The sequence below is a fragment of the Ornithinimicrobium sufpigmenti genome (genome assembly GCF_004322775.1).
Lineage (GTDB): Bacteria > Actinomycetota > Actinomycetes > Actinomycetales > Dermatophilaceae > Ornithinicoccus > Ornithinicoccus sufpigmenti.
In genome coordinates this window covers 148,249-164,387 of record NZ_CP036403.1, presented here as the reverse complement: position 1 = coordinate 164,387, position 16,139 = coordinate 148,249, and the positions used below count along the sequence as shown (strand labels likewise).

Annotated in this window: 19 protein-coding genes; 4 read left to right on the top strand and 15 right to left on the bottom strand. The window is 73.9% G+C overall.

The genetic code is table 11. The annotated features are described in order from the left end of the window. Positions 1 to 39: 39 nt before the first annotated feature. From ESZ52_RS00760 to ESZ52_RS00740, 5 genes are read right to left on the bottom strand one after another with little or no spacing between them, the layout of a single operon-like run. Complete coding sequence (locus ESZ52_RS00760) at positions 40 to 981, bottom strand: type II secretion system F family protein (RefSeq protein ID WP_238154667.1); 942 nt, start codon at positions 979 to 981, stop codon at positions 40 to 42. Continuing rightward, a complete protein-coding gene (locus ESZ52_RS00755; protein ID WP_238154674.1) occupies positions 978 to 1,943 on the bottom strand; it encodes a type II secretion system F family protein in 966 nt (321 codons plus the stop codon). The genes ESZ52_RS00760 and ESZ52_RS00755 overlap by 4 nt, the downstream gene beginning before the upstream one ends. Continuing rightward, the gene (locus ESZ52_RS00750; protein WP_131103251.1) at positions 1,940 to 3,304 is read right to left on the bottom strand and encodes a TadA family conjugal transfer-associated ATPase; all 1,365 of its coding nucleotides are present in this window, start codon (positions 3,302 to 3,304) and stop codon (positions 1,940 to 1,942) included. The genes ESZ52_RS00755 and ESZ52_RS00750 overlap by 4 nt, the downstream gene beginning before the upstream one ends. Beyond that, positions 3,301 to 4,215, bottom strand: coding sequence for a CpaE/TadZ family protein (locus ESZ52_RS00745; RefSeq protein ID WP_131103250.1), 915 nt, complete (start codon positions 4,213 to 4,215; stop codon positions 3,301 to 3,303). The genes ESZ52_RS00750 and ESZ52_RS00745 overlap by 4 nt, the downstream gene beginning before the upstream one ends. A gap of 7 nt (positions 4,216 to 4,222) precedes the next feature. Next, complete coding sequence (locus tag ESZ52_RS00740; RefSeq protein ID WP_181010057.1) at positions 4,223 to 4,912, bottom strand: SAF domain-containing protein; 690 nt, start codon at positions 4,910 to 4,912, stop codon at positions 4,223 to 4,225. Between the two features lie 137 nt (positions 4,913 to 5,049). On the opposite strand from ESZ52_RS00740, the gene ESZ52_RS00735 reads away from it, so the two are divergent. The 4 genes from ESZ52_RS00735 (at position 5,050) to ESZ52_RS00720 (ending at position 8,460) form a co-directional block, all read left to right on the top strand. Then, on the top strand, positions 5,050 to 5,379 hold the full coding sequence (locus tag ESZ52_RS00735; protein WP_131103248.1) for a rhodanese-like domain-containing protein: 330 nt from the start codon (positions 5,050 to 5,052) through the stop codon (positions 5,377 to 5,379). Positions 5,380 to 5,480: 101 nt separating this feature from the next. Beyond that, a complete protein-coding gene (locus ESZ52_RS00730; protein WP_131103247.1) occupies positions 5,481 to 5,741 on the top strand; it encodes a hypothetical protein in 261 nt (86 codons plus the stop codon). Continuing rightward, positions 5,741 to 7,939 carry an alpha/beta hydrolase gene (locus ESZ52_RS00725; protein ID WP_131103246.1) on the top strand — a complete coding sequence of 733 codons (2,199 nt, stop codon included), beginning with the start codon at positions 5,741 to 5,743 and terminating at the stop codon, positions 7,937 to 7,939. The genes ESZ52_RS00730 and ESZ52_RS00725 overlap by 1 nt, the downstream gene beginning before the upstream one ends. After that, positions 7,936 to 8,460, top strand: a complete 525-nt coding sequence (locus ESZ52_RS00720; protein WP_131103245.1) for a hypothetical protein — start codon at positions 7,936 to 7,938, stop codon at positions 8,458 to 8,460. Before ESZ52_RS00725 ends, ESZ52_RS00720 begins: the two co-directional genes overlap by 4 nt. Positions 8,461 to 8,508: 48 nt before the next feature. On the opposite strand, the gene ESZ52_RS19580 is transcribed toward ESZ52_RS00720, so the two are convergent. The 10 genes from ESZ52_RS19580 to ESZ52_RS00670 all read right to left on the bottom strand — a co-directional run bounded on the left by ESZ52_RS19580 (position 8,509) and on the right by ESZ52_RS00670 (position 16,136). Then, positions 8,509 to 9,168 carry a putative acetyltransferase gene (locus ESZ52_RS19580; RefSeq protein WP_238154668.1) on the bottom strand — a complete coding sequence of 220 codons (660 nt, stop codon included), beginning with the start codon at positions 9,166 to 9,168 and terminating at the stop codon, positions 8,509 to 8,511. Between the two features lie 84 nt (positions 9,169 to 9,252). Further along, complete coding sequence (locus ESZ52_RS00710; RefSeq protein ID WP_131103244.1) at positions 9,253 to 10,113, bottom strand: Fpg/Nei family DNA glycosylase; 861 nt, start codon at positions 10,111 to 10,113, stop codon at positions 9,253 to 9,255. After that, entirely contained in the window at positions 10,106 to 11,173 is a 1,068-nt protein-coding gene (locus ESZ52_RS00705) for an App1 family protein phosphatidate phosphatase (RefSeq protein ID WP_131103243.1), read from the bottom strand. Before ESZ52_RS00705 ends, ESZ52_RS00710 begins: the two co-directional genes overlap by 8 nt. Positions 11,174 to 11,197: 24 nt before the next feature. Next, complete coding sequence (locus ESZ52_RS00700) at positions 11,198 to 11,755, bottom strand: hypothetical protein (RefSeq protein ID WP_131103242.1); 558 nt, start codon at positions 11,753 to 11,755, stop codon at positions 11,198 to 11,200. Positions 11,756 to 11,779: 24 nt separating this feature from the next. Further along, positions 11,780 to 12,028 carry a hypothetical protein gene (locus ESZ52_RS00695; RefSeq protein ID WP_131103241.1) on the bottom strand — a complete coding sequence of 83 codons (249 nt, stop codon included), beginning with the start codon at positions 12,026 to 12,028 and terminating at the stop codon, positions 11,780 to 11,782. 11 nt (positions 12,029 to 12,039) lie between these two features. Continuing rightward, positions 12,040 to 12,546, bottom strand: coding sequence for a twin-arginine translocation signal domain-containing protein (locus tag ESZ52_RS00690; RefSeq protein WP_131103240.1), 507 nt, complete (start codon positions 12,544 to 12,546; stop codon positions 12,040 to 12,042). Beyond that, positions 12,543 to 13,145 (bottom strand): hypothetical protein, encoded by a 603-nt coding sequence (locus tag ESZ52_RS00685; protein WP_131103239.1) that lies wholly within the window; start codon positions 13,143 to 13,145, stop codon positions 12,543 to 12,545. Before ESZ52_RS00685 ends, ESZ52_RS00690 begins: the two co-directional genes overlap by 4 nt. Continuing rightward, positions 13,142 to 13,804, bottom strand: coding sequence for a MauE/DoxX family redox-associated membrane protein (locus ESZ52_RS00680; RefSeq protein ID WP_131103238.1), 663 nt, complete (start codon positions 13,802 to 13,804; stop codon positions 13,142 to 13,144). The genes ESZ52_RS00685 and ESZ52_RS00680 overlap by 4 nt, the downstream gene beginning before the upstream one ends. Continuing rightward, positions 13,801 to 14,514: a hypothetical protein gene (locus ESZ52_RS00675; protein ID WP_131103237.1), complete on the bottom strand. Its 714-nt coding sequence runs from the start codon at positions 14,512 to 14,514 to the stop codon at positions 13,801 to 13,803. The genes ESZ52_RS00680 and ESZ52_RS00675 overlap by 4 nt, the downstream gene beginning before the upstream one ends. Positions 14,515 to 14,582: 68 nt before the next feature. Beyond that, complete coding sequence (locus ESZ52_RS00670) at positions 14,583 to 16,136, bottom strand: cell wall-binding repeat-containing protein (RefSeq protein ID WP_131103236.1); 1,554 nt, start codon at positions 16,134 to 16,136, stop codon at positions 14,583 to 14,585. Between the last annotated feature and the right edge of the window lie 3 nt (positions 16,137 to 16,139).

Below are 16,139 nucleotides of genomic sequence, written 5' to 3'. Positions count from 1 at the left end.
GCCCGATCCTTCCACGCCGCACACGCTACGCCAAGCCGGTCAGGTGGGCTGGGTCATCAGGGCGGTGAGGGCGGGGTAGGACAGGTAGACCAGGAAGGCGATGACGAGGAGCATCTGCGCGACCAGCATCGACTGCGACCGCTCCCCCTCGTCGCCCTCGGACTCCGAGAGCGCCTTGCGGCGCATCGTGGCCGCGCGCGCCGACAGCGACTGCCGGATCTTGGCGCCGTCGTCCGCCGCGAGGAGCAGGGCCCCGGACAGGCTCTCCAGCTCCTCCAGGCCAATGTCACGGCCGAGCCCGCCGAGGGCCTCCCACGGGGTGGTGCCGAAGAGGCGGGCGTTGGCCAGTGTCTGGCGGATGCGGACCATCGACCAGTGGTCGCTGACGGAGGAGGCGGCCAGCAGCGCCTCGGGCAGACCGCGGCCGCCGGCCAGGTTCATCGAGACCAGGTCAAGGAAGATCCCGACCGTGCGGCGGAACTCGCGGCGTCGCTTGTCGGCCTCGGCGCGCAGGGTCAGGTCGGGCAGGAAGAAGCCGAAGAGGCCCAGCAGCAGGGCGATCCCCAGGGGCAGGGTGCTGCCCAGGTCCAGCCCCCCGAGCCGGGCCGCGCCCCAGGCCAGCGGTGCGACCAGGAGCATGATCAGGCCGCTGGTCACCTTGGTGGCCAGCATGGCGCCGACGCTGCGGTTGAGGATGGTGAGGTCGGCACGGTGCCGGGACAGCTGCCAGCCGCGGCGCGCCGCCACGACCTCCAGCCGGTCGGCGAGGGCCGTCATGACGGTCCGTCCGCGCCGGCTCATCTCCGCGAAGGAGGTGTCGAACTCGCTCAGCGTGTGCGTCTGCATGGACCGCGAGCCGGCGTCGATCCTGGCCACCAGGGTGGCCACCCCGGGGCGGGCACGGAGCAGGACCCGGATGAACAGGTAGACCCCGAGACCGGCCAGGCCGCCGGCCAGCATCGGCCACAGCAGGGGGGTCACCGGCGGCCACCGTCCCGGGTCTGGGCCCGGGCGGTCCCGTTCTCACGCACGCCGTCCTCGACCTGCGACAGGAGCCGCTCCATGTCGCGGGCCCGAGCCGTGCGGTCCACGACGAGGAAGCGGCTGATCTGCTGCGGCTGGGAGAGCCGGCGCATCCACAGCAGCCCGGCGGCGAAGAGAGCGGCGACCAGGACGAGGACGAGCTGGCCCTCCAGGGAGCCGTAGGGCTCCACATACCGTTGGTTGAAGACCGCCAGACCGCCCATGACGCCGAGCACGATGGCCACGATGATCTTGACCGACCGGCGGATCGAGCGCCGTCCGGCGGCGATCCGGCGGCGCATGTCCAGCTCCTCGCGCGTGGACTGGGCCAGCGCCCCGAGCACGTCCCGCAGACCCGGTCCGCGCAGCCGCGCGTTGAGCACCAGCGCCGAGCAGATGACGTCCGCGGAGGGGTCGTCCAGGTCCTCGGCGAAGTGGATCAGGGCGTCGGGGAGCGGCTCGCGGATGCGCAGCCGGTCGACCAGCAGGTTGAGCGACGGTCGGATCGTCGCCCCGGCGTTCGTGGCCGTGGCCGGGATGGCCTGCTCCAGGCCGACGGCACCGGCGATGGTGTCGCGCAGCGACTCGGTCCACGTGGCGAGGGCCTCCAGGGTGTTGATCCCCCGGGTCTCGGCCCGCGCGTCGCCGGTGAGCTGGTCCCAGAAGGCGATCAGCAGGCCGAGGCCGACGCCGGCCACGACCCAGCCGGTGAGCAGCAGCACCAGCAGGCCGGAGACCACGCCCAGGGAGAGCCGGGTGGTGACCCCCTTGAGGGTCACGTCACGGAACCGGCTGGGCGTGCCGGGGTCCCGCTCGGGCAGCCCCACGACGGCGAGGACGGCGACGTACAGGCCGAGCCCGACCAGGGCACCGGCCGCCATCGGCAGCAGCAGCTGGTAGAGCCCCCCGCCCACGCTCACTCCCAACGGTGGAGCATGGACGGGGAGTAGCCGTGCGCCACCAGGTCGTCGATGCACTCGATCGGGGCCCGGGCGCGGGCGACGCCGTCGGGACCGGCCGCGAAGACCTCGGAGGAGAGCACGCGGCCGTCGATCCCGGTGACCTCGCGGATCGACTGCACGCCGCGGGCCATCCCGCCGCCGATGGCGTGGTCGTTGCGCTTGCGCAGGAAGACGACGAAGTTGATCGACCCGGCGATGAGCATGTGCGTGGCCTCGACCGGCAGGTTCTCCTCGGCCTGCAGGGCGTAGGTCGCGATGCGGTTGAAGACCTCCATCGAGGAGTTGGCGTGGATCGTCGACAGCGAGCCGTCGTTGCCCTGGCTCATGGCGTTGAGCATGGTGACGATCTCGTCGCCGAGCACCTCGCCGACGATGACGCGGGAGGGGTTCATCCGCAGCGACCGGCGGACCAGCTCGGCCATGGTCACCGCGCCCATGCCCTCGGCGTTGGGCAGGCGCTCCTCGAAGGCCACCACGTTGGGGTGCTGGTCCTCGAACTTGTCCAGGCCCAGCTCCAGCGCGCGCTCGACGGTGATGAGCCGCTCGCGGGCCGGGATCTCCGCCGCGAGCGCCCGCAGCATGGTGGTCTTGCCGGAGTTGGTGGCGCCCGCGATCATGATGTTCTTGCGCGCGGCGACCGCGGCCCGCAGGAAGTGCATCACGTCCTCGGAGAAGGTGCCGGTGGCCCGGAGGTCCTCCAGCGTGACCTGACCCAGGCGCGCGCGGCGGATCGACAGGCTGGGCCGCTGGCAGACGCCCATGACGGCCGAGAGGCGGGAGCCGTCGGGCAGCCGCAGGTCCAGCTGGGGGTTGGCGGAGTCGAACGGCCGGGAGGTCAGCCCGACGTTGGCGGCCAGGATCTGGATCAGCTCGATGAGCTCCTCGTCGCTGTCGGCGACCGGCGGCGCCAGCTCCTCGCGGCCGTCGGCGTAGCCGACGAAGACCTTGTCGCAGCCGTTGATGTCGATGTTCTCGACGTCCCGGTCCTCCAGGAGCGGCTGCAGGCGGCCGACCCCGAACAGGGCGGCGTGAATCGCGCCGGCGATCCGCTCCTCCTCGGCCGCCGTCGGAGGGACCCGGCCCTCGCTGATCTGGAGGGTGGCGTGGTCCTCGAGGACCTGCACGATCAGCGAGCGTGCGTAGTGCCGCTCGTCCTCGGCGCTCATCGGCCGCCGCCCGGCGACCTCGTCGCGGCGGCGCTGCTGGTTGAGCCGGTCGGCGACCTGGGCGCGCAGGGTGCGGACGAGGTTGTTGGTGGCGGCCTGCTCCTCGCGGCTGCCGGGGATGATGTCGGTGCTGGTGGCGCTGGTCAGGCTCATCGCTGGACCCTCCACTTCTTCCTCTTCAGGTCACGGCGCGTCCGGGGCTCGTCACCGTCGGGCTGCTCCACCTGCCCGGCCTGAGTGTCAGCGGAGCCGGCACGGGTGTCGGAAGCGTCGGCGCCGGCCCGGTCCGCCGGCTCGGGTGCCGCGCCCTCGACCAGGCTGCGCACCTTCTCGACGAGGGTGCGTCCGGAGCGCACCAGCATGGTCCGCTCCGGGCGCACGAGCAGGTCGCCGTGGAACATCCGTTCGGCCCGCGGCTCGTGCGCCACCATGCCCAGGTGGTGCACGTCGGGCACGTCGGTCAGCACGGTCGCGAGCGCGGAGGAGGCCTCGCCCTGCTGCTGGACGTCGGCGATCGCGACGAGCCCGACGAGGGGCGCGTCCGGCCCCAGGGTGGCCAGGGTCCGGGTGAGGGCCGTGAGGCGCTGGCGCATGTGCAGCACGCTGGCGGGCGTGGGCCGGATGACCCCGATGAGGATGTCGCTGCGCTCGGCCAACGGCATCTGGCTGGACCGGACGCTCAGCTGGCCGAGGTCGAGGACCACGTCGGTGCCCGGCAGCTCACGAAAGCTCCGGCCCAGGATCGGCCAGAGGGCGGCCGAGGCCTCGGCCTGCTCCGGGGAGTCCAGGCCCACCAGCACCCGCTGCCCGCCCTGGACGACCTGGCTGTGGTCGAGGACCACGCCGGGAGCCAGTCCGTGCCGGGCCAGCGGCAGGAGGGTCAGCAGGCCGGGACGCTGGGTCAGCGCCAGCCCGGCCTCCGTCGGCAGCCGCATGAGCAGGTCCCCGCCCACCGGGTCGGCGTCGACCAGGAGGGTGGGCCGGGGCCACAGGGCGGCGGCCAGCATCGCGGTGCTGGTGGTGCCGGGGGCGCCCTTGGCGCAGAAGAAGGAGATCAGTGCCATCGCGGCCTCACTCGGTGCGCCAGTCCACGACCGGCGAGGTGTCGGAGGCCAGGACCGAGACGGCCGCCGTGCCGGCGGCGCTGGCGGCGATCACCGAGGGCGCCGCGTCCTCGGGCAGGAGCAGGGTCACGTGGACGGTGTCCCTGGTCTCCAGGGCGGGGCCGACCGCGACCACCTTCGCGGCAGCCACCAGCTCCTCGGCGTCGGCCGCCTCGGCGCCCCCGGTGCCGGAGGGGTCCGTGCGGTAGACGCGGACGATGTCGTTGACCTGCACCGCGGACGACGGGCGACCGACCGAGGCGACGACCGCGCCGACCTGCTCGGCACCGGCCGGGGCCAACGCCCGGGTGGTGAACATCTGCGCGGAGATGATGCTCCCCTCGGGGACGTAGGCGACCGAGGTGCTGCCCACGAACTGGCCCAGCGACCCGGCCGGCACCACCTGCGTGCCGTCGTCGAAGGCGATCTCGGTGACCGAGAAGTCGTCGGCGGTCACGACCTGGCCCTGCTGGATCGGCCCCTGCGCGACCAGGACCGGCACGCGCTCACCGGTGCGGTAGACCAGCAGCGCGCTGCCGAGCGCACCGAGCAGGACGAGCAGGAGGGCCAGGATCGCCAGCGCGGGTCGGCGGTCGCGGGGACGCGAGGGCAGGCGGTCGCCGGCCACCCCGGGGCGCGCGGCGGTGGTGGTGCTCATCTGGTGGCTCTTCCCCTTCTCCGGTCGGCCCGGTCGGGGCTGACGCATGGATGCGGCGCCAATCCTAGCTGCTGGGGGCCGCCGCTCCGCCGACCGACGACCGGCACCCCCGGCAGGTCGGTGGCAGGATGGAGAGCATGGACCAGATCCCGACCGTGCACGTGACCGACCTGCCCGACGACGCCCTGGTGGTGGACGTCCGCGAGGCGGACGAGTGGGCCGCCGGGCACGCCCCGGGCGCCGTCCACATCCCCCTCGGTGAGGTCCCCGCCCGCCTGGGCGAGCTGCCCGAGAGCGACGAGCCGCTGCCGGTGATCTGCCGCAGCGGCGGCCGCTCCCAGCGCGCCGTCCAGTGGCTGGTGCAGCAGGGCTTCGACGTCGTCAACGTCGACGGTGGGATGCGTGCCTGGGGCACCTCCGGCAAGCCGCTGACGAGCGAGCACACCGACGAGCCGTACGTGCTCTAGGCCAGCTCCCCGACCCTTCCGTCGGCACAGATCCGCAGGTGGGGAGCCTGCGACTCTGCTAGTTTCGGGGCAAGGCCGCCGGAGGTGGAGGGAGGGGCGGTATGCCGCACGTCGACATCGCCGCGACGCGCACCGCCGCCACCGAGATCGCGGCGGCCGCCGAGGACGCCCGAGGACGGGTGGACCCGGCCAGGGTTGCCACGACCGCGGCGGGTGAGCTCTCGGAGTCGGTCAGCCAGCCCCTCCTGCACCCGCTGGAGGGGCTGCTCAGCCTGCGCCTCGGGCAGCTGGCCGAGGAGCTGGAGGCGATGTCCCGCGGCATGGACGACCTCGCCGACCACACCGAGCAGGCGACCGGCTGATGTCGGCGTCGGAGCTGGGGGTGACCTCCTGGATGCGCACCAGCGGCGCCGACACCCGCACGGCGGGGGAACGGCTGGTGCACGTCGCCGCCGGTCTGGACGAGATCGAGCAGACGCTGCGCCGCACCCTCGGCTCGGCGGCCAGCGCCCTGGGCTGGGAGGGGGAGATCACCGAGCGGGCCGCGGAGGCGGCCGAGCCGGGTGCCGGCCTCGTGAGGCGGCTGTCGGAGGCCTGCCAGGCCGGTGGCCGGGCGCTGCAGGAGCTCGCCGATGTCCTGTCCTGGCGTGGCCCGGCCCTCGACGAGCTGGTCCGCCAGCATGCCGGGCTGCGGGCCGGCGACTTCACCATGGAGGTCCCCGACGACCACGGTGGCGAGGTCACGGTCACCGACCACGCCGCCTACCGCGAGACGAGAGAGCGCCTGGAGCAGCGGATCTTTGCCCACCGGGACCCCCTGACCGAGGCCGACCGTCGGTGCCGGGACGCGCTGGCCCGGGTGGAGGACGACATCGCGGCCCTGGTCCCCCCGGGCACCAGCCCCGGGTTCCTGCGCAGCCTGGTGCCCTCGGAGGTCTGGGGCCACTTCAGCGAGGTCGGCGTGACCGACACCCCGGAGGAAGCGGCGATCGCCGAGCAGCTCGGCGAGGACCTGACGGCGACCGAGCTGCGCGAGCTCCTCCGCGACCTCCCCGTCGAACGGGTGCAGAACTTCCTGGCCCGGCACCCGGTGGCCCTGGCCATCCTCGCGGACAGCTACCTGCCGAGGGATCCCTCCGACCCCACGCTCTCCGGGCTCTGGGACGTCATCGGCGTGATCTCCGACGAGGGCCAGGTCCTCGAGCCCGGCAACATCGCCCGGATCCGCGACTTCTGGAACGACCTGGACCCGCAGGAGCAGCTGCGCATGCGGCTGTTCTACCCCGCGCTGATCGGCAACCTGGACGGCATACCCGTCGAGCACCGCGCAGCGGCCAACCGCCTGCTGGTGCGCAGCGCCCTGGACCAGGAGCTGGCGCGGCTGACCGTGCTGGAGCAGATGCCCGACAACGCCACCTCGCTGCAGCAGCTCAAGGACGGGCTGCCCGGCACCGGCCTGCAACGGTTCGTGACCGGCAGGATCCTCGAGGGCCTGACCTCCGACAGCGCCCAGGGCCTGCTGACCGACCTGCGGCTGCGGGACCAGGAGCTGGAGCGGTCACGCAGCCGGATCGAGCTCTACACCGGGTTGCTGACCCCCGTCCCGAGCCTGCGTGCCGGTGCTGTCACCGACCCGACCGGGACGCTGCTGGGCGCCGACGAGCGGGCCGTGCTGCTGTTCGACCCCCGCGGTGACGGACGCTTCGCGGAGTGGCACGGCGCACTCGAGGCGAGCAACGTGGGCATCTTCGTCCCGGGCACGACCACCGACCTGGCCAGCATCGCCGGCTACGCCCGGCGCATGCAGCTCCTGGCCAAGGGCGACACCGCCACCGTCACCTGGATGGGCATCGACCTCCCCGACGCCGTGGTGGCCGACGCCACCCAGACGCGCTACTCGGCCGAGGGCGGCGCCGCGCTGCTGCGCTTCGTGGAGGGCCTCGACCTCACCGACCGGACGGTCACCGCCGTGGGCCACTCCGCCGGTGGTGGCATCGTCGGGTATGCCGACGTCCTGGGGATGCGGGTCGACCGGACCTTCCTCATCGCGCCCTCCGGCTCGGCGCTGGGGATCCAGTCCCCCCTGCCCTGGCCGCTGGACCCCTGGGGCGCCGAACCGCTGACCCCGCGCGAGTACCCCGGCGAGGACTGGCTGGGTGAGCAGCGTGAGGTCGACCGGTACACGATGACCGCCCCCGGTGACTCGATCGTCGTCGCGCAGAAGTCGGAGGACGTCCGCTTCTGGGTCGGGATCCCCGACGACTGGGGGCACGGCCTGGACCCCAACACCCACCCGCAGTTCATCCGGCTGGAGACCGGTCGCTTCACCGGCGGCGACCGCGCCGGCCAGCGCCTGGAAGGGTTCGACGCCCACAGCTGGGTCGTGCAGGAGGACACCGACGCCTGGACCAACATCGTGGGTGTCATCGAGGGCGGCGAGGTCCTGCCCTTCATGGAGACCCGCACGTGGTGGGGCCAGCACCGCAACGTCTACGACGACGAGGACTACGCCGGCACCGACCCGGTGCCCCTCGACAGCCTGCCGGGCGGCACCCCGTGACCCCGCCCACCACCCCCCGCACGGCGCTCACCCTCGCCGTCCTGCCCCTCCTCGCCCTCCTCGCCCTCCTCGCCGGATGCGGCACGACCCCCACGTCCCCGGAAGGACGGACCACCATGGTGCCCACCTCGAGCGCGACGCCGGGCCCCGACGCCCGGTCCGCGCAGGAACGCACGCTGGCGATCCTGGAGCAGGTCTACGACCAGCTGCAGGTCGCCGACAAGCCACCGCTGGCCGAGCAGAAGGCACCCGGCGCGGAGGCGGTCTGCACCCTGCAGGAGCCGGACCCCGCCACGGCGTGGACGGAGATCGTCTTCCTGCCGGTGGACTCTCCCGGGGAGCAGGCGGGCCGGGCGCGGGAGTGGCTGGCTGCCGAGGGCTACGAGCAGGTCCAGTCCCGGCAGGGCGGCACGATCACGAGTCATCTGCTCGACGGCTACACGGTGACCGTGGCCGAGTGGTCGGACGGCCGGGTGGAGCTGAACGTCGAGTCGCCGTGCCTGGCCGCCTCGTCGGACTGACCCTGAGGACCCTGAGGACGCTGCGGACGCTGCGGGCGCTGAGGTCCCCTACGGCTCGTCCGTGCCCGGCGGGAGCGTGAAGACCCGACCCTGCCAGCCGAAGACGCGCGCGGCGTCCACCGCCTGCGGGCGGACGTCGGTGTAGTGGACGTGGGCCCGGCCCACCGTGCGCCCCACGCGCTCCTCGATCTCGCGGTGCGCCCGGGCCAGCACCTCGGGCGCGAGCTCGCCGGGGGCATCCAGGTGGGGCAGGACAGATATGGGGTGCTGCGGCCGGTCCGCGTCGGGCGCCCCGTCGTCGCGGTTGTCGCTGTCCCCGAGGACGAACACCGGCCTGCCCGTCCGGAGCAGCGTCTCGACCAGGTCCACCGTCGCGGTGAGGACGGACCCGTCGGACGCCCGCAGGGTGCCCTCCCCCAGCACGGCGACGCCTCCGCGGCGCAGGAACGGCGCGACGCGCCATACCCCGGCCGGGCTCGCCGGGACCGGCTTGGCGGCCACCACCTGTGCCAGCTCGATGCGCACCACTCCGGTCCTGGTCCGGACCCGCACCGAGGCCTCGTCCCGCCCGACCAGCTCCCCCAGGGCGTCGGTCGCCCGCTCCCCGTCCTCGATGAGGGAGCGCACGACCACGCGCCGGCCCAGCGGTATGCGGCGCAGCACCGCCCGGGGGTCGGGTCGCTCGGCGTCGTCGCGGAAGGTCGGCATGGCGGGGCCGAGACTACCGTCTCGTGCTTCATCTAGAGGAATCTAGGCTGTGTCTTATAAGGCCTCAGATTCCTGCAGTGTGGGCTACTTGAGGAAGCGGCTCGTCCGGCGGTCGGCGAGCGGCTTGCCGCCGGTCTGGCAGGTGGGGCAGTACTGCAGCGAGGAGTCGGCGAAGGCGACCTCGTGCACCGTGTCCCCGCAGACGGGGCAGGGCTCGCCGGTGCGGCCGTGGACGTTCATCCCCGCCCGCTTGGCGTCCTTGAGCTCTGCGGCAGGCTTGCCGGCGGCGGCGAGGACGGCGGCCTCCAGGGTGGTCCGCAGGGCCTGGTAGAGCTCGCTGACCTGCTCGGACGTCAGGGACGCGGCCAGCGCGAAGGGCGACAGCCGGGCCGCGTGCAGGACCTCGTCGGAGTAGGCGTTACCGACGCCGGCGAGCACCGACTGGTCCCGCAGCACGCCCTTGACCTGGGTGCGCCGGCCAGCGAGCAGCGCCGCGAAGGCGTCCTCGTCGAACTCCGCGGCGAGCGGGTCCGGCCCGAGGGAGGCGATGCCGGCCACCGCGGTCGGGTCGGTCACCACGTACGCCGCCAGGCCCTTCTTGGTCCCGGCCTCGGTCAGGTCGAAGCCGGAGCCGTCGTCCAGCCGCACCCGCAGCGCGATCGGGCTCTTGCCCGGGCGGACCCGGGTCGCGGGCACCTCGTCGTACCAGCGCAGCCAGCCGGCCCGCGCCAGGTGGAAGACGAGGTGGGTCCCGTCGACGTCCACGTCGACGAACTTGCCGTGCCGTACGACCCCGTCGACCGGCGAGCCGACCAGGGCGTCGGGCGGGGGCGCATACGTCTTGAGCACCGCGATCGAGCCCAGCTCGACGTCGGTGACCACCCGTCCGATCATCCGCTCGGCGAGGAAGTCGACGAGCGCCTGCACCTCCGGCAGCTCAGGCATCGCCGGTCTCCTTGACATCGACGTGCGCGACCTCGTGCAGCAGCTGGTGCAGGCCGTAGCCGTTGGGCGCCTTGAACATCGGGGTGGACACCCGCTTGCCGAGCAGCTCGTCGGTGGCGAACGGCAGACCCGAGGAGAGCAGCTGCTCGGCCGGGGTCAGCTCGCGGATCGCCACGGCCCGGACCGCCTCGGGGTGCTCCTGGGCGAACTCGCCGTAGATGACCGGGTCGTGCTGGCCGTCGTCCCCGACCAGGATCCACCGGATGTCGGGGAACTCCTCGTGCAGCCGCCGCAGCTCACGCTCCTTGTGCTCCTGGCCGGACCGGAACCACCCGGTGTTGGTCGGTCCCCAGTCGGTGAGCAGGAGGGGCCCGACCGGGTAGTCGTGCCGCCGCAGGAACCGGGTCAGGGCCGGGGCCGTGTTCCAGGCCCCGGTCGACAGGTAGAACACCGGCATGCCCGGGTGCTCCGCCGCGAGGGCGCGGTACATGGCGCTCATCCCCGGCACCTGCTCCCGGACCAGCTCGGAGCGCACGAAGGTGTTCCAGCCGGCGATGAGGATGCGGGGCAGGTGGGTGACCATGACGGTGTCGTCGATGTCGCTGACCAGGCCCACCTCGGCACGCGGGTCGACGACCATCACCGAGACCGACAGCGTGTCGCCGTTGTCGAGGGCCAGCTGGGCCTCCTGCCAGCCAGGGGCCAGCCCGTGCCCGGTGACGACGACGTCGACGTAGCCGCCCCGGTCCGACAGCACGGTGGTCTGGGCCCGGCCGAGCCGGACCGTCACGCGCACCCCGTGCGCGGGTGCGGTGAGGAAGTACCGGTAACCCCTCTGGGCGATGTCGAGGAGGGTGTCCTCGGCGTGGGTCATCGCCTTGCGGGCCTCCTCCGGCTCGTGCCGGGAGAGGACGATGCGGGCGAAGACCCGGGCCTCGTCCGGGCTGCCGTAGCCGGTGAACCCGGTCACCCGTTCGTGCCAGCCGCGCCGGCGCAGGCCGTGGCCGATACGCCGGCGGACGGAGTCCTCGATCCGGGCGGCGATGTGGGGACGCGCCATACCGGACACCCTAGTCGGCCCCGGTCACCCGCCGTGGAGGACGGCGGCGGTGACCAGCAGGGCCGCGGCCAGCACCGATCCCGTGCGCTCCAGGACCCGCGAGTGCCGGCCCAGGAAGGCCTGCCAGCCGGGCGCGCCGAGCAGGACGTACTGCAGGACGGCCAGCGACCGCGAGAGCCCGAACGCAGTGCCGAGCAGGACCGCCCAGCCCAGCGGAGGCACGAGCAGCAGCACGAAGGCGGCGGCGACGTAGGAGGCGGCCGAGGGGATCAGCGTCCGCCAGCCGCAGCCGTACTCCAGCCCGAAGAGGAAGCCGCCGCGGGCCATGCCGCGCTGGAAGACCTCCTGGGGGATGAGCTCGGTGCGCTGCGGCAGCCGCAGGGTGGGCGAGCGGAGGTCGAGGAGCACCAGGCCCAGGGCTACCGCGCCGAACAGCCCGAGCCTGACCGGGGCCGGGACCGGGCTGAGCAGCCCGGACAGGACACCGAGGGCCACTCCGGTGCCCAGCCCGCCGAGCGTCGTGCCCGCCGCGAACGCCGCCCAGAGCGGAAGCTGCAGTCGAGGGCCTCGGACCGAGGCCACCAGCGCCCACGCGCTGTTGACGCCTCAGGTGGAGCCGGACAGCGCCAGCCCGGCCACGACGACGCCGAAGAGGGCGGGGACCAGCCAGGCGGCCGTGCCGCCCACCAGCCCGAGCAGCGGCAGCGCCACCACCGCCATCCCGGTGACGCCGACCAGCAGCAGCAGCGGCAACGGGTCGGCCGCCCAGCGTCGGGCCGGGGAGATCCTGGTCGCCTCGTCGAGGACGACCGGTAGGCCGTCGCCCTCCTCCTCCCGCCGGCCCGTGGTGCTCATCGGCCTCCCGCTCAGACGATCCACGGGCAGATCGTGGGCGTGCAGCTGCCGTTCGCGTTGCAGGTCCAGCCGTCCGAGCAGCGCCAGGTGTTGCCGTCGCTGAACTTCCAGTGCCAGGAGTCGTAGATCCCCTGCCAGCAGTCGTCCGGGCGGTGCAGGTAGTACCGGCCGATGCCCGGGCCACGCTTGTGCCAGGCGACCAGGTTGCCCGCGCCGGAGCGGTAGCGCCAGCAGCAGGACCGGTCCAGGCACATCGGCGACGGCCCGCACTGGATGCCCTGCTCGGTGTGGTCCCTGGCGTAGGTGGCGCACGGTCCGGTCGTGGTGCTGGTCCAGTCCTGGAAGTAGGCCGCCTCCGCCCGTTCGGTGCCGCGGTTCACCCAGGCCAGCGAGCCGAGCCCGACCAGGGTCCCGGCCCCCAGGACACGGGTCAGGAAGCCGCGCCGGGTGGGCCGGTCGCGCATCCGCTCCCGCAGCCAGGAGGTGTCGGCCTCCGGCAGGTCCTCGAAGCGCATCATCGGCTCGTCTCCTCCACGGTGAGCGGGGCGGGGGTGCCGGCCTGGCGGAGCCAGGCACCCAGGTCGGTGTCCTCGTCGGGCAGGGTGGCCGCGCGCACCACGCCGTCGTGGTCGAGGACGAGCAGGTAGGGGGTGGCCGGGACGGCGAGCCGGTCCAGCAGGTCCCGTCCCTGCGAGATGCACGAGAGCCGCTGGACCCCGTCGGCGTCGGCGGTCGCCGGCCCGCAGGACCCGGTCGACACGATGGTCAGGCCCACGCGCCCCTCGGCGAGCAGCGGGTCGGTGGCCAGGGTCCGCAGGGTGATCGTGCACGAGCTGCACCCGGGCGCGACGAAGGCGACCACGGTGAGATCGGCGTCGTCGTGACGTAGCCGGTCGACCACGTCGGCCGGGGCGGTGAAGCCGATCAGCTCACGGGTGGTCCTGGCCCCCGCGCCGGCGGGGACCGCCCGCGTGGCCGGGCCCCCGGTGGCCCCGGGGGCGCCGGTCTCCAGCTGGCGGGTGAGGAGGGAGACCTGGCGGAGCAGCCCGGCGAGGCCGAGGGCCAGCAGCAGGATGGCCACCCAGGCCAGCACCAGGGCCGAGGCGGTGAAGGTCATCGGGCACCTCCAACGGGGCGCAGGGTGGTCAGCGTGGTGGGGACGGCGCGGGCTGCGGGGAGCGCCGCGGTCACCAGCGCGAGAGTCAGCCCGGCCGCCAGGACGACGAGGGCCTGCGCCAGGACCGGCGCCTCGTCGGTGGGCAGCGCGGACCAGTCCGGGGCCCCGCCGAGGAGGCTGGCGACGGTGGCGGCGAGGGCCAGGGCGAGCAGCACGCCGGCCCGGGCGACCGCCCAGTGCGAGACGGGGGTGGTCCCCAGCCCGCAGCCGCAGGGCACGTCCGCCGCTCCGCGGGTGCGGCGGAGGACGAGAGCCAGGTATGCGGTGAACCCGGCGAGCAGGAGGACGGTCGCCCCCGCCGCGCTGGCCAGGACCGCGGTCGCTGCTGGCCCGAGGACGTCAGGACCGAGCACCCCCAGGAGGAGGGCGCTGCCCAGGACGAGCTCCAGGGGCGGGAGCAGGGCCGCGACGACTCCTCGCAGCCCGGCAGGCAGCACGTCGTGAGCGGCCAGAGCCGCCCGCGTGCCGCGGCGGTCGCGGAGGTGGCCGGTGGCGGCGGCGAGGAGGACGAGGCCGACGGCAATAGCTGCGGCAGCGGCGACAAGGGGCACGCCTGCGGCAGCGGCGACGAGGGGCACGCCTGCGGCAGCGGCGATCATCGCGCCAGCTCCACGAGGACCTCGGACAGGGAGGTCAGGACGAGGTCCACCGCCTCGTCCTGGCCGGGCAGTCCGTAGCTCACGAAGTCGCGGCTCTCCAGGACCCCGTAGCGGTGGCGCTCCTGCGCGCCGGACCGGCTCAGCCGGCCACCCCGGACCTGGATCCCCGGGCGGTCCCCGTCGAGGTCGCCGGTGCGGGCCCTGCGGCTGTCCAGCAGGTAGCCGAGGGTCTCGTTCGGGTCGCCCTCGGGCGAGGGCGGCAGCTCGACGACCTGGGCGATCGAGAAGGTGCGGTAGGGGGACCAGGTCACCCGACCGCTCGGGGTGAGCACCGGCCCGACCGGGTCGGCCTGGACGTCGACGTCGGCGAGGAAGCCGGTGAGGGCCTCGAGGTCCACGGTCGGCAGGGTGAAGCCGAAGAGGTGATGCTCGCCGACGGTCATCGACCAGCCGATCCCTTGCGCCGGGTCCCCGGAGTAGCGCCCGTGCTGCAGGGTGCGTCCACCCCTCAGGCCGATCTCGCGGTCCAGGGCGGTCCCCGTCACCTGCAGGAAGAAGGACAGGTCGGCGGCCCGTCCGGCCGTGACCTGCATCTCGCCCGCGCCGTCCAGCGCGAGCACGCCGAGGCTGGTGCCGCCAGGCAGGCCGACGGCACCGGGCACGTCGATGCGCACGGCCTCGCCGTTGAGCAGGCGGTGGGTGGTCTGCATGCTTGTCCTTCGTCGTTGCGGGGTGGTGCTGGTGGTGCGTCGCGCGCTCGGCTGGGCCCCAGGTGCCGTCAGCCGACCCGCGCGCCGACCTGGTCCATGACCAGCGGGCTGAGGGCGCCCTGTCCCCCGAGCAGGACGCCACGGGCGGCGTCGAGGGAGGTGATGGCCTGCCGGGCTGCGCCCGGCAGCGAGGTCGAGCGGGAGAGCACCACCGGCACCCCTTGGCTGCCGGCGCGGGCGGCGCCCACGAGGGCGTCGGGGAAGGCGGTGCCGGTCGCGACGTACACGCGGTTCTGGCCGCTCGGGAACTGGTCGGCGATGGCGGCGGAGACCTGGTAGCGGTCCGCCCCGGCGATCCGGGAGACGGTGCCGGAGGTGTGGGGACGCAGGGCGTCCAGGACCTGGTCCTGCACGGCGCCGCGGCCGCCGATGACGACGACCCGCCCGGGGTTGAGCCGGGCCACCTCCGCCTCGATCACCGGCGGCAGCTCGTCGGGTCGGGTGAGCAGCAGCGGGGCGTTCTGCCGACCGGCCAGGGCGCCGATGGACAGGGCGTCGGGGAAGTTGGCACCGCTGGCGACGTAGAGGATCGGGACCCCTGGGCTGTAGCTGCGGGCCAGGCCGGCGGAGACGTCGTAGCGGTTCTGGCCCTGGACCCGCGTGGTGCTCCCCGCGTACGCAGCGGCCGCCTGCTCCACGGCGGCGCTGACCGCTCCTGTCCCGCCCAGCACGACGAGCTGCTGCGGGGCCAGCCGCTCCAGCTGGGTCCGGGTCGCGGACGGCAGGCTGCCCGGTCGGGTGAGCAGCACCGGCGCGTCCTGGCGACCGGCCAGCGCCGAGGCGCTGAGCGCATCCGGGTAGTTGGCTCCCGTCGCGAGGTAGGCGACCGGGACCCCGCTCGGGTACGTCTCGGCGATCCGCGCGGCGGAGGCGTAGCGGTCGGTGCCCGCGATCCGGCTCACCTGCGCGGTGCGGCAGGTGTAGATCTGCAGGTTGTCCACGTCCCACGTGCTCTGCGCCCCACCCTTGGTGCGGTGCTCGAACCAGCTCCCCAGCCAGCCGTTCTCGTCGAGCGTGGCGGAGGTGACGTCGAAGACGCGGCCCGCCCAGCTGCCGGTGGCGGGCACCCGCAGGTCGACGGAGTTGACCTGGGTGCGGGTGTAGGCGGAGTCCGGCTGCGAGCTCCTGGTCGCGATGGCCAGCATGGTGCGAGCGTTGCGGGTGCCCTGGACATAGGGCAGGAACATGTGGTCGACGGGGTCGGTGGAGTCCACCAGGGCGCGCGCGGCGTAGTTGCCCTCCACGCCGGTGATCCGGTACCAGCCGTCGTTGAACTGCTGCTGCGGGATGACCTCGAAGCTCTCCCGGTGCAGCAGGGACGACCGGGTGGTCCCCTCCGGGCAGGGCGCCTGGCCGGCGAGGTCGCCGGTCCAGGGCACGGCTGTGGCAGACGCGGCCGGTGCGCTGACGTCGACCGGGAGGCGGGAGGTCGGTGGGCCTGCCCCGGCGGGTGCTCCGTCGGCGCCGGCCAGCAGGGTGGCTGCGAGACCCGTCGCGAGCACGCCGGCCAGGGCGGTGCGCCGGGTGGCGCGGCGTCGGGAGCGGGCCGCAGTCATGGACATCCG

Coding starts and splice junctions, on each gene's coding strand:
- ESZ52_RS00680 (WP_131103238.1), bottom strand. CDS start 13,804: ATGATCGCCGCTGCCGCAGGCGTGCCCCTCGTCGCCGCTGCCGCAGGC.
- ESZ52_RS00705 (WP_131103243.1), bottom strand. CDS start 11,173: ATGGCGCGTCCCCACATCGCCGCCCGGATCGAGGACTCCGTCCGCCGG.
- ESZ52_RS00735 (WP_131103248.1), top strand. CDS start 5,050: ATGGACCAGATCCCGACCGTGCACGTGACCGACCTGCCCGACGACGCC.
- ESZ52_RS00730 (WP_131103247.1), top strand. CDS start 5,481: ATGCCGCACGTCGACATCGCCGCGACGCGCACCGCCGCCACCGAGATC.
- ESZ52_RS00750 (WP_131103251.1), bottom strand. CDS start 3,304: ATGAGCCTGACCAGCGCCACCAGCACCGACATCATCCCCGGCAGCCGC.
- ESZ52_RS00740 (WP_181010057.1), bottom strand. CDS start 4,912: ATGAGCACCACCACCGCCGCGCGCCCCGGGGTGGCCGGCGACCGCCTG.
- ESZ52_RS00695 (WP_131103241.1), bottom strand. CDS start 12,028: ATGAGCACCACGGGCCGGCGGGAGGAGGAGGGCGACGGCCTACCGGTC.
- ESZ52_RS00685 (WP_131103239.1), bottom strand. CDS start 13,145: ATGACCTTCACCGCCTCGGCCCTGGTGCTGGCCTGGGTGGCCATCCTG.
- ESZ52_RS00670 (WP_131103236.1), bottom strand. CDS start 16,136: ATGTCCATGACTGCGGCCCGCTCCCGACGCCGCGCCACCCGGCGCACC.
- ESZ52_RS00745 (WP_131103250.1), bottom strand. CDS start 4,215: ATGGCACTGATCTCCTTCTTCTGCGCCAAGGGCGCCCCCGGCACCACC.
- ESZ52_RS00690 (WP_131103240.1), bottom strand. CDS start 12,546: ATGATGCGCTTCGAGGACCTGCCGGAGGCCGACACCTCCTGGCTGCGG.
- ESZ52_RS00710 (WP_131103244.1), bottom strand. CDS start 10,113: ATGCCTGAGCTGCCGGAGGTGCAGGCGCTCGTCGACTTCCTCGCCGAG.
- ESZ52_RS19580 (WP_238154668.1), bottom strand. CDS start 9,168: ATGCCGACCTTCCGCGACGACGCCGAGCGACCCGACCCCCGGGCGGTG.
- ESZ52_RS00725 (WP_131103246.1), top strand. CDS start 5,741: ATGTCGGCGTCGGAGCTGGGGGTGACCTCCTGGATGCGCACCAGCGGC.
- ESZ52_RS00675 (WP_131103237.1), bottom strand. CDS start 14,514: ATGCAGACCACCCACCGCCTGCTCAACGGCGAGGCCGTGCGCATCGAC.